Below are 12505 nucleotides of genomic sequence, written 5' to 3'. Positions count from 1 at the left end.
CCAGCAAAAGGTGGGCCACAACTAAGCCTTAAATTGTTAGAGAAAGGACACACCGATGTTGGACGTAAACCTGAAAAAACAACTGGACACTTACCTGCAGAATATCGTCAAGCCGATCGAGATTCGTGTGTCCACAGATAACAGTGAAAAATCCAAAGAGATGGAAGCGCTGGTAGATGAAATCTCCGGACTCTCCAACAAAATTACTGCACAGCAGAGTCAAGCCAAGCGTACGCCGAGTATGGCCATCGCCCCTGCCGGAGAGGAACCCCGGGTTAGCTTTGCCGGTATTCCCCTGGGACATGAATTTACCTCACTCGTACTGGCACTATTGCAAGCGGGGGGCCATCCCTCAAAAGCAGACCCGGAGCTACTGGAGCAGGTACGAAACCTGAAGGGTGAATTCCACTTTGAAACCTATATCTCGCTCTCTTGCCAAAACTGCCCGGATGTCGTCCAAGCGCTGAACCTGATGGCAACCCTCAACCCAAACATCACCCACGAAATGATCGACGGTGGCCTGTTCCAAGAGGAAGTTGAAAAGCGCAATGTTATGGCTGTACCTGCGGTTTACCTCAATGGTGAACACTTCGGCCAAGGCAGGATGTCCCTCGAAGAGATTGTTGGAAAACTGGATACTGGCGCAGCCGAGCGTAAAGCTGAAGAACTGAATGAAAAAGCACCCTACGATCTTTTAGTAGTAGGGGGTGGCCCAGCGGGCGCAGCTGCTGCTATTTATGCCGCTCGCAAAGGCATTCGCACTGGCATAGTGGCAGAACGCTTCGGCGGCCAGGTAATGGATACCGTAGGCATCGAGAACTTTATCTCTGTACCCTACACCGAAGGCCCCAAGCTCGCAGCCAGCCTTGAACAACACGTAAAAGAGTATGGTGTTGATATTATTACCGACCAACGTGCAGCCAACTTGCGACGCAACGAAATGGTAGATATCAAACTACAAAGCGGTGCTACCCTATCCAGCCGCTCTGTAGTATTGGCTACCGGTGCCCGCTGGAGGGAACTGGGGGTTCCCGGCGAAGCCGAGTACCGCACCAAGGGTGTAGCCTACTGCCCCCATTGCGACGGCCCCTTCTTTAAAGGTAAGCGCGTAGCCGTTATCGGTGGCGGCAACTCGGGCATCGAAGCAGCTATCGACCTCGCCGGAATCGTCGAGCACGTCACCGTACTGGAGTTCGCGGATAAGCTGCGTGCAGACGAGGTACTGGTACGCAAGGCTCAGTTGATGGACAACATCGATATTATCGTCAATGCCCAAACCACCGAAGTCCTCGGCGACGGCAACAAGGTGAACGGCCTGGCCTATACCGATCGAGAGAGTGGTGAAAATAAGCAGGTCGAACTGGCTGGTGTTTTCGTACAGATTGGACTGGTACCCAATACGGAATTCCTTAAGGAAACCGATGTGGAGATGAATCGCATGGGCGAAATCGTGATCGACGAGCGCGGCGCAACTTCAGTCCCCGGCGTTTACGCCGCCGGCGATGCAACCACTGTCCCCTACAAACAGATAGTGATCTCTATGGGTGCAGGTGCAACTGCTGCGCTGGGCGCATTTGACTACTTGATTAGGTCTTCGGTTGAATAACACCAAAGCGTTAAAAAGGGCCAGTCATTGACTGGCCCTTTTTTATATTCACTTTAAGCATGGACAATATAGGAGAACAGACTTCAAGCTAAGACCTGAGCCCACATAAAATATCATGCGCCATTTATAAACCTATATTTATAATAGACACTAAATCTGCACCTTTAATTTATATATATTATTAACAAACCAAAAACAAACTGGTTAAACCCTATAAAATACCACTTGGCATCACCTATCAATTACCAGTCGAAAGAAAACTTTAGAGTAAATAATAGACTCATTATCTTGGGAGCCCCCCATGAAGAAGCCAAGCCTAACGCTATTTTTAACCCTGCTACCAACCTTTGGATTACCTTTAGCCTCAAACAGTTTTGCTGTGAGCTGTGGTGACACGATTACTACCCAGGAATCCCTCACAGAAGATCTCTCCTGCGAAACCAATCCAGCCCTCACAATTAACGGCCCCAGTGGCGGGCTGAACTTAAATGGGTTTACTGTTACCTGTATAGAACCATTACATGAGGGCATCTATCTAACAGGCCTAGCTGCAAGCCTGTTTAATGGCGTAATAGACAATTGCAATGACTCAATAGCACTTACGGAAGATGGTGTTCATTTTGTCAGTGATATTGAGATTAACAATCTTGTCGGCGTCGGCGTACGTATTGAAAGTAACAGTAATTTTGTTACCGGCATCGTGATACCTTTTAATGGTACGCAATATGCGATAGGCATAGAAACAGCTAATCCCGCAAGCCTCAATCAGATCACTGGAAATTTTCTAGAGTTCCCGGGATTTTCAGGAATATATATAGAGGGGCGAAGCAATACAGTCACCGGAAATGAAATTCTTAACCCTGGTGATTTTGGCATAGCTCTTGATTCCGATGGAGGGAACAACTTAATCCTACTTAACACTATAATCAGTGACAGTAAAGCGAGAATATTCAACACTCTCAATGGCGATGGAGATGTGGGAATATCTGTAAGTTCAGATTCAAATCTCATTTCTCAAAATAGTATATCGAACAGCACCACTGGAATCAGAATCAACAACAGTGACAGCAATACAGTAAGCAGCAATGAAGCTGACAATAACATTGACTATGGCATAGTGATCGAGGGAACTAGCGCAGAATTCAATAACATTTTATCTAATACAGCAAATGACAATGGTATATTCGACCTTTACTCCCCTGATGATCCGAACTGCACATCTTCGAACAACTGGATTGGCAACAACTCCACCAGCAACGACCCCAACTGCCTGGACTGAAAATTCAGCCAATTACATTCACACCTCCTAATAGATAAGCGATAGCTGAGCAGTATATCGCTTGCTGCCAGACAGCATAAACAACAGGCACCTCTCCAAATTAATATATGCTTTGCATATCAAGGAGTACAAAACTTCAGCCCTCCTGTTTTCTACAACCAAATCCGGCCCCCGATAAATAGCACCCCCATAAGAGAAACACCCCACTATAAGGCGCAATAATAGATTCAATATAAAGAATTGCCCTTAAATCTACAACTATCATTTAAATTAAATATTATCAAAAATCATTAAAATAACTAAATATTGCATGGGCAAAGCTGATAAGTCTTCGCACATTTCGCCCAGACAAAAGTAGCTGACATAAGTTATTCACAGCAATCACTGACACGGTACAAAACCTATGAAAAAACTAACAACAGCCCTCTGCTACATCCTTTTGCCGACCGCCGCGATATCGACATCCCTCGATAGCTACGCCGTTAGCTGCGGAGACTTCATCTCTACGCCGGAAACACTCACTGGAGATTTACTTTGCAACTCATCCCCAGCTCTCTTCATTGAAGGCCCCACAGGCAGCCTTAATATGGATGGCTTTACCCTTACGTGTGTAGGATCAGACGGGATTAGGCTGACAGATTTTTCTGCAAGCATAACCTCCGGGACTATTGAAGGCTGCAAAGACAGTATTACATTAGTAGATGATGGCTCCCACCTGGTTATAGATATTGAAATTATTGACCCTGACTCAGCGGGAATACGCGTTAACAGCAATAATAACTTTATCTCCGACAATCAGATACAATCAAATACACCTGACTCTACATATGGCATACAATTGGAGGACGCTGATTCCAACCAAATAATCGGAAACACTATTGACGGTTTGGATAGATTCGGTGTGCTAGTAGATGGATTTTCAAATAATGTCTCTGGCAATATAATTACCAATACCGTTGATGGTTGGGGAATATTTATTAATAATGGAGGCGACTTCAACCTTATTATATCAAATATTGTCGATCAGAGTGCCGATGAAGGTATTTTTGTGGAATCAAACTCCAACCTTATTTCTCAAAATGTAATAACTGATAACCTAAGCGGCATCACTATTGATAATACAGATAACAACACAGTTACTGTAAATAGCGTTAGCAACAATATTGATTACGGGATATCTATCGAGGGAGCAAATGCTAACGGAAATGCCATTTTATCGAATTCATCACTAAACAATGGAGTCTTTGATCTTTATTCACCCGATGACCCAACCTGTACCGCCAACACTTGGATAGGCAATACTTTTGTTACCAGCGACCCTTCATGCCTGAACTAAGCAGACAGATAATTCAATCGAGGATTTAGCTTGAAGACGATAATAAAGCCTTTTATCGTCTTCTTACATAATTATCAATTCAATAAAAGTTACCATTAAAGTTATTTCTCACCAAATCAGAACCCACCAGATTGTTGGCCAACCCTGATTGTCACTCCAGTGGGTAGTGACTGGCACACCGCCTTGAAAAAGCAATTAATACGGCAATAGATTTAATATTAGGAATTACCCTTAAATATAAGATTATTATTTAAATTAAATATTACCAAAAATCATTAAAACAACTAAACATTTCATGGGTAATAGGGATATATCTTCACACACTTTACCCAAATAGAACAAATATCCACCTAAGGTATCCGCAACAATTACTGACACGGTACAAAACTTATGAAAAAACTAACAATAGCCCTTTGTTACATCCTTTTAACAACCGCCGCAATATCAACCTCTATTAATAGCTATGCCGTTACCTGTGGAGGCAGTATCACTACAGCGGAGACGCTGACTGAAGATTTAAATTGCACTACAAATTTTGCATTCAGCATTGTGGGTCCATCAGGCAGCCTTAATATGAATGGCTTTACCGTTACATGCCCTCTCACAGCAAATAATGGTATAGTACTTGGTGGTTTTTTTGCGAGAATATCCTCAGGGACTGTCGAAAACTGTAATAATAGCATTACATTAACAGGAGATGGCTCCCACCAGGTTGTAGACGTTGATATTGTTAACCCTACCTCTACTGCATTATTTGTTATAAGCGATCACAACTTTATCTCCGGTGTTCAGATACAGTCGAACGTCCCCGACTCTAACTTTGGTATACGAATTGAAGACAATGATTTCAACCAGGTTTTCGGAAATACTGTTGATGGTATGGATAACGTTGGCGTGCAAATAGAGGGGTCTTCAAATAGTGTTTCTGGCAATATAATCACCAACACCTCTGACACTAATGGCTCTGGTGTTGGTATATCTATTGAACCTCCTGGCAGCTCCAACATAGTTACATCAAACATTATCGATCAGAGTGCAGGTGAAGGCATTTTAACATTTGAATCAGATTCAAACCTTATATCTCAAAATGTAGTAACAAACAGTCTAACCGGCATCGCAATTGATAATGCAGATAGCAATACAGTCACTATAAATAGCGTTAGCGATAATACGGATTACGGAATATATATTGAGGATGCAAATGCTAGTGGCAATAACATTTTATCCAACTCATCGCTAAACAATGGGAGTTTTGATCTTTACTCCCCCGATGATCCAAGCTGCACCGCCAATACTTGGTTAGGTAATACTTTTGTTACCAGCGACCCTTCATGCCTGAATTAAGCGAAAAGATTACTCAATCTAAGGTTTAGTTTGAAGACGATAATAAAGCTCCATATCGTCTTCTTACATAATTACCAACGCAACTTTAGGATTTACATTGAATTGGAATGCTACGCCTTTATCAACAGCACCACTATTTATTTATCAGTTGTTTAACAAAAATAAGTAAAACCTCCCATTAAACTAATGTCCCACTAAATCAGCACTTACCTCTCATAGCGCCTACCTGGGCCATCTATCAAACTCATACTTGTATCAAACCCATTCACAAGGAGTACGTGCCAGATTGTCGGCCAAATTCCGATGATCAGGCTAGTGAACGGTGATTGATACAACCCCAACCTTGAAAATGCAATTGAAAACGACATTTGTCGTACAGTCTCATCACTAAAGGAGTTAATGATGAAGAATATTGCACCTCTAGCCGCCAGTATCGCCCTGGCAATCATTAGCCAGGGCGCTATCGCCGACACCAATACCGCAACGGTTTACCAAGAGGGTCTTGGGAACACTGCAACAGCTGATCAAAGTGATCCAACCGCCACAAACAACACCATCGATCAAACTCAAATCGGCGATAACAACACCAGCTATGCGGAGCAATCCGCTAACAGTGATGGTGGCACGATTATTCATAATCAAACTGGCGATATGAATACAGCCGAGTCCTATCAGGATAACTCTGTAGGCGCCTATATCGAAATCAATCAGGGAGACAACAATCAATACGTCTTCACTCTCCAGTCATTTGTTGACGGTAGCACCATGTCCATTACCCAAGATGGAGATGGTCACAGTGCAACCTTAACTCAAACCAACAGTACTGATGATGTTATTGTGGTGAATCAAGCTGGGGTAAACCAAACCGCAGTTGTTACTCAGTCACTGACATCAAACAGTGAAGTCTATGTAGATCAGCTCGGCGATTCCAACCTGGCGACACACAATCAAGTCAATGGAGACTCTAACTACTCCTACTCATATCAGGACGGTACTACCAACACCCTTAATGTGATTCAAACCAACGATGATCACGAGAGCAACCTCTGGCAAATTGGCGACAACAATGTTGCCATTCATAACCAGACGGGTTCAGATCACTACGCACTGACCGAGCAGCTTGGGACTTCCAACTTTGCTAATATTACGGCAACAGGTATTGGTTCTTCCGCTCAAACTTACCAAAATGGTGTGGGTAACGCCCAAACAACAACGCAAATTGGCGATGCGCAATCCGCTATTGCCAATCAAACCGGGAACGCAAATATAGGTGTGATTTTACAGTAGCGAATCACCTGCACAATGCTGCCCACTTGTGGGCAGCATCCCGGACTTTATAAAACCCAAACTATACTGAGTCGATATATATCCAAAATATCAGATGACACGCTCACATATACATCCACCATGCCACCAACAAATAAGTTGAAGGCAATAACTCACTTCAATAGAATGAGGTTCACCGGTGAACAAACCAACTTTTTACTCTCTACTCTTTGCATTTTGCTACCTTTTTTACCTGACCCCGCCCGCTCTCGCACAATCAAACAACTTACAGGAAAATAAAAAGCTTGCCATGCAGGCTGTTGATATCTGGCTGAGTGGAAGTAAAGTTGACCCCAATAAAGTCTTTTCTCCTGACTATATAAACAACCTGGACTCTTCAACATCGGATAGTGCAGGCCCACAGAAACGTAACCTCAAACAGCTTGAAGAAGAAGCAGCAAAGTTCCATACAGCATTCAAAGATGTCAAAGCAATCAACAACAGGCAAGTTGCGGAAGGAGATTTAGTAGCAACTCATATTACAATCAGAGCCAAACATGTCGGTTCATTTATGGGGGAAAATCCAACAAAGAAAACTATCACTTGGGATGCGGTAGAATTTAGCAAGATCCAGAATGGAAAAATAGTCGAAGCCTGGGTCACTTGGGACAAATATGGATTCCTGAAACAGCTTGGCGCACTGGAATAATCTATCACGAACAAAGGGAATCCTTAATATGGATTAGTTCAGACCAAATCTATCGATATTATTGACCGGTATCTCTTATGAGTTCAGAAGCTCCATCTCGAGAACTTGGCCCCCAAGAGGCTTTGTTTATTGAGATGACACGGCTTTCCTACGGTGGCTTGCAATTTGTTTCTTTCATAAAGGTTTGCAAACCGTTAAGTGTTGACATTTTACGTAAGGGATTAGAATACCTGCACCGGCGCCATCCCCTTCTACGTGCCCGCATCCAAAGAGGGGAAAAACTTCACTGGGTTTGCGATGTTGACTTCAATGATATCCCATTAAAGACATGCCAGGTTAGTGGCGCTCTCAACTTAGAGGATGAGTTTAAAAACCATGGCACAAACTGTCTGGATAGTGAGAAATATGTATATAGCCTTAAGCTATATCTTGATAAAGAAGGGTTCGTAAAGTGGATTTCAGTCATCAATAATCATGCGGCATTTGATGGCAGATCAGTAATGACCATATTTTCAGATTTGGACAAATTTCTACGCTCAAGCATAGATCCAGAGGAAACTAAATCACTACCGCTGCAAGAGAGTATTGCGAGCCAACTTAAATCAGCTGGCTACTTTGGAGAAAAAGAAATTGAGCACAAGAATATGAGGGGTTTTTGCTGGCCAGTAGAGAAACAGGCTGCACCAAAAGAACGTAGAGCTTGCGCCGTCTCATACCTGATGCCCCCAGAGAAAATTCACAAACTAGCCAGGTGGGGCAAAGACAAAGGAATTAAAATCACAGCAATTTATTGTGCCATTGCATCGATTGCAGCAAGAGCTATACCTGTCGACAAAAACCTAACAGAAGTTATCCTAGCTATGGATGCCAGAGGATTATGCTCGCCAAGCATTCCTATAGGTCACATTGGAGCATTTTCAGAGACCACCAGCTTAGACTTACCAAAAAATATTGAGTCTGCCGATGTTATTGACGTGGCCAGGAAGCTTCAAGAACAGATTTTTTCAGTGCTCCTCAAGCAAAGTCCGATGACAAAAAATCTAAGCTCAGACTATAAAATGGATGATATCACCCGTATGGCATCAGTAATAACGAATCAGCAAAAGTCTTTTCCTGCAGGAATTATCGTTTCCAATGTGGGTAGCATGCGCTTATTGGCGGATGAAATACAGTATTTCGAGATACAAAAACCTATGATTACCCTAACCAACGGTATAAATCCTCTTATGGCCGTTACCTACACCACCTATCGCAACGCTGTTTTCGTTTTTGGCTATTGTGAACCATTGATTAGCAGGCATAGTATTGACTTATTTGTTGATGAGTACATGCGTATTCTCAACAACCTTATTTCCAGCAAATAAGCCCATCAACCTTTCACAAAACTTAGCCGCAGATTTAGCTCGAGGATGCAAATAAAAACGCCTGATATTGACTCAAAAACACCCGCCCCGACAACTTACTTAAAAAGTGACTTGCCTCCAACCTATCTTTAACCGGACCTTTAACTTCAGACAAATGAAGAGTTATACCTTTATCCGTCAGATTAACATTGATCGCCTGTAACACTTCCAGGGCACTCCAGTCAATCTCATTAACTGCACTACACATTAATATCACATGCTTGATTGCTTTTCTCTGCTCCACACTAGAATAAATACGTTCTTCCAGGATTCTAATATTGGAGAACATCAATCGGCCATCAACCCTGAAGGTGAGCACCTCTGGAACAGTCGTCACAGTATAACGATCAATGTTGCGAAAGTGTTCAGTGCCTTCCACCAAGCCTACTTCAGCAATATGAGGTCTCGACGCACGATAAATGAATAAAAGGAGTGATGCCCCCACTCCACAGACCACGCCAACCTCCACACCCAGGAGCAGAGTAACTGCAATTGTTAATGACACAGACATAAAGTCTGCTTTAGAGAAATGCCAAGTCTTTCGAAGAATAGAAACATCTACCAATGCTAAGACGGAAAAAATAATTGTGGCCGCAAGAGTTACCTTTGGAAGAAAATATAGCGGTAAAGTAAGAAAAAGGGCCGTACAACCAATACCAAAGGCGGTAAATAGGCTGGCAAACTGTGTCTGCGCTCCAGCTGCATCATTAACTACAGACCGAGAAAAGCCACCACTAACTGGAAACCCACCAGAGAAACCCGCCCCCACATTTGCTAACCCTAAAGCCACCAATTCTTGATTCGCATCAATTCTCTGCCGGCGTCTTGTAGCTAAAGTCTTGGCCACGGATACGGATTCAACATAGCCAATAATGGCAATCATTAGCGCAGGCACCGCTAGAGATTCAAGAAGGGAAAGAGAAAGGTTCGGTCTGGTAAATGAGGGGAGGCCTGACGGCACACTACCAATTAGTGCTACTCCCCAAGCTTGGAAGTCAAAAGTATATGAGACGTAAATAGTCACCAATACAGACACCGCAGGAGCTGCTTTAGTTAAAAGATCGACAGTTCTAGATGCTACCCCTAGCTTCTGTAAAAGCTGCACAGCACAAGCTTTTGTTAGATATAGAAATAGCACCACCCCCAGTCCGACCAACAAAGTCAGTTGATTATAGTTAGCCAAATTCTCGGCCAAGTTCGGTAGCAACTCCAGTAGTGTGTCTCCATTTGCTGACACGCCCAACAATTGAGCAACCTGGCTAAGTGCAATTAATAAGGCAGACGCAGTTATAAATCCTGAAATTACCGGGAGGGATAGAAAATCAGCCAGAAAGCCCAACCTAAATATCCCTAGCACCGCAAGTATCACGCCTGACAGCAACGCCAACACGGCAGCAGCGGTGAGATAATCTACCTGACCACTGGCTGTTACCTCACCCAAGGCAGTCGCACTCATCAAGGAGATTACTGCTACAGGCCCTACAGATAGGATTCTGCTGCTACCAAAAACGCCATAGATCACCAGCGGAACCATACTTGCGTAGAGCCCTACTTCAGCTGGCAGCCCGGCCAGCAGAGCATAAGCAAGCGATTGCGGGATCAGAAGCACGGTGACAACAAGAGCCGCCAGTAAATCCTGAATCAGTAACTGTCGATTATAGAATTGAATAGTAGCCAGAATGGGAAACCATCTGGTGAGATGCTGCATCGCCATGATCTGTTTTCCGCTCTGGCCTTACGGCCTGAGTTCTATCTCCTTAAAAGAAGGGGTGAATTGCAGCACCGAAAGTGCTGCACTTTAGAGCTAGGGTTCAATCGATATCAGCACTGCACCAATATCGAATCCTGCGGCCTGGGCCTGGGAATTGAGCTGCTTTTTATCTGCCCCCATCAGGATCTTGGCGCCGGCCCATACCTGACTGGAACGATTACCCGTCCGGCAAAACGCGTGCACTTTGTCTCCTTCCTGCAAAACATCACGAAATGCCTCGCAGTGATTTCGCATCATACGTCCGCGAGTAAAAGGAATAGCCACAAATTTAATGCCCACCGCCAATGCGGCCTGCTCCATTTCCACATAGGAGGGGTGAGTCTCACTCTCACCTTCCGGGCAATTGCATACTACAACTTGCACCCCACTCTGAGCCAATGGCACCATACTTTCACAGGCTATATGCTCAGAAACGCTCACCTGTTCATCTAATTGTTTAATATTCATTGTCACCTCAGTTCTATGCATTCAACTGAATAAATATATCGATCAATAATTTCGTTTAAAGCTGATTAAGCGGCACTTTCAAATAAACGGTGCCATTCGATTCTGCCGGGGGCATTTGCCCCGCACGAATATTCACCTGCACAGACGGTACTATCAGCCGCGGCACAGATAAAGTGGCATCACGCTTGCGGCGCACCGCGACAAAATCGTCCTCGGCAACCCCATCGCGCAAATGAATATTCTCCCTGCGTTGCTCTCCCACGCTGGTCTCACACTGATAGCCCCGCTTACCTTTAGGCGGGTAGTCGTGACACATAAACATGCGAGTTTGGTCGGGAAGGGACAAGATCTTACGCACTGAGCGATACAGCTCTGACGCATCGCCGCCGGGGAAGTCACATCGCGCACTGCCAACATCCGGCATAAATAAGGTATCGCCAACAAAAAGCGCATCGCCGATTAGCCAGGCCATATCTGCGGGGGTGTGGCCGGGACTGTAAATCACTTTCGCTGTCAGCTTACCCACCTGGAAAGTCTCACCATCCTTAAAGAGATGATCAAACTGACTGCCATCTGCCAGGAACTCCCGCTCAAGGTTAAATACATCGCGGAAGATTTTCTGCACCTGGCAAATGTGTTCACCGATCCCGATACGCCCACCCAATTGCTGGCGTAAAAACGGTGCCGCTGATAAGTGGTCAGCATGGGCATGAGTCTCCAGTATCCACTCCAGAGTCAGGTCTTTCTCTTGAATAAATGACACCAGCTCCTCAGCACCTCGGCTACTGGTGCGACCCGAGGCTGAATCAAAATTCAGCACAGAGTCCACAATAGCGGCGGAACCCCCTTCCCTGTCGTACACCACATAGCTCCAGGTTTCTGTATCCCGATCCAGGAACGGCTGTACCCGGGCACAGTGTTCTTCATGAGCCATCTTCTGCTCTCCCGTATTCACTACACCAACAATATACAATGTGATATTATATAAAACAATATATTGTAATTGTGTAAATTGATTTGGTTACTATGCCTGATACTGAACATCTCGATCTCAACAAAATGCGCGATTCCGCTGGCCAGGCGGCAGCGATGCTGCGCTCCCTGGCCAATCAGGACCGCTTGCTACTTCTATGTCAGCTCAGCCAGGAAGAGTTAAATGTAGGCGAATTGGAAGAGCGCCTGGGTATTCATCAACCAAGCCTGTCCCAACAACTGGGGGTCCTCCGTCGCGAAGGCCTGGTCGAAACACGCCGCGAGGGAAAAAACGTCTTCTACCGGGTTGCAGACCCGCGAGTACTCGCCCTGCTGCAAACCCTTTACCAGCTCTACTGTGCGGAGTAATCC

11 protein-coding genes are annotated in these 12505 nt (G+C 44.7%); 8 read left to right on the top strand and 3 right to left on the bottom strand.

The features are described 5' to 3' along the window. Window positions 1-55: 55 nt before the first annotated feature. From ahpF to P0078_RS22680, 7 genes are all read left to right on the top strand, one after another. Window positions 56-1606 carry an alkyl hydroperoxide reductase subunit F gene (gene ahpF / locus P0078_RS22710; protein WP_282932141.1) on the top strand — a complete coding sequence of 517 codons (1551 nt, stop codon included), beginning with the start codon at window positions 56-58 and terminating at the stop codon, window positions 1604-1606. Between the two features lie 301 nt (window positions 1607-1907). Next, on the top strand, window positions 1908-2885 hold the full coding sequence (locus P0078_RS22705) for a right-handed parallel beta-helix repeat-containing protein (RefSeq protein WP_282932140.1): 978 nt from the start codon (window positions 1908-1910) through the stop codon (window positions 2883-2885). Between the two features lie 403 nt (window positions 2886-3288). Continuing rightward, window positions 3289-4221, top strand: a complete 933-nt coding sequence (locus tag P0078_RS22700) for a right-handed parallel beta-helix repeat-containing protein (RefSeq protein WP_282932139.1) — start codon at window positions 3289-3291, stop codon at window positions 4219-4221. 390 nt (window positions 4222-4611) lie between these two features. Then, entirely contained in the window at window positions 4612-5565 is a 954-nt protein-coding gene (locus P0078_RS22695) for a NosD domain-containing protein (RefSeq protein ID WP_282932138.1), read from the top strand. Window positions 5566-5964: 399 nt separating this feature from the next. After that, window positions 5965-6852 carry a hypothetical protein gene (locus P0078_RS22690; protein ID WP_282932137.1) on the top strand — a complete coding sequence of 296 codons (888 nt, stop codon included), beginning with the start codon at window positions 5965-5967 and terminating at the stop codon, window positions 6850-6852. 178 nt (window positions 6853-7030) lie between these two features. After that, window positions 7031-7540, top strand: coding sequence for an ester cyclase (locus P0078_RS22685; protein ID WP_282932136.1), 510 nt, complete (start codon window positions 7031-7033; stop codon window positions 7538-7540). 77 nt (window positions 7541-7617) lie between these two features. After that, window positions 7618-8904, top strand: a complete 1287-nt coding sequence (locus tag P0078_RS22680; protein WP_282932135.1) for a hypothetical protein — start codon at window positions 7618-7620, stop codon at window positions 8902-8904. Window positions 8905-8938: 34 nt separating this feature from the next. Here the strand turns inward: P0078_RS22680 and P0078_RS22675 are convergent, their stop codons facing one another. The 3 genes from P0078_RS22675 to P0078_RS22665 form a co-directional block, all read right to left on the bottom strand. After that, on the bottom strand, window positions 8939-10657 hold the full coding sequence (locus tag P0078_RS22675) for a SulP family inorganic anion transporter (protein WP_282932134.1): 1719 nt from the start codon (window positions 10655-10657) through the stop codon (window positions 8939-8941). A gap of 90 nt (window positions 10658-10747) precedes the next feature. Next, entirely contained in the window at window positions 10748-11161 is a 414-nt protein-coding gene (locus P0078_RS22670) for a protein tyrosine phosphatase family protein (protein WP_282932133.1), read from the bottom strand. Window positions 11162-11216: 55 nt separating this feature from the next. Continuing rightward, window positions 11217-12095 carry an MBL fold metallo-hydrolase gene (locus P0078_RS22665; RefSeq protein ID WP_282932132.1) on the bottom strand — a complete coding sequence of 293 codons (879 nt, stop codon included), beginning with the start codon at window positions 12093-12095 and terminating at the stop codon, window positions 11217-11219. Window positions 12096-12187: 92 nt separating this feature from the next. On the opposite strand from P0078_RS22665, the gene P0078_RS22660 reads away from it, so the two are divergent. Further along, a complete protein-coding gene (locus P0078_RS22660) occupies window positions 12188-12502 on the top strand; it encodes an ArsR/SmtB family transcription factor (protein WP_282932131.1) in 315 nt (104 codons plus the stop codon). The last annotated feature ends 3 nt before the right edge of the window (window positions 12503-12505 follow it).

Source organism: Microbulbifer sp. VAAF005, assembly GCF_030012985.1.
GTDB lineage: Bacteria > Pseudomonadota > Gammaproteobacteria > Pseudomonadales > Cellvibrionaceae > Microbulbifer.
The sequence above is the reverse complement of the archived record's forward strand: the minus strand, read 5'-3'. Positions and strand labels throughout refer to the sequence as shown.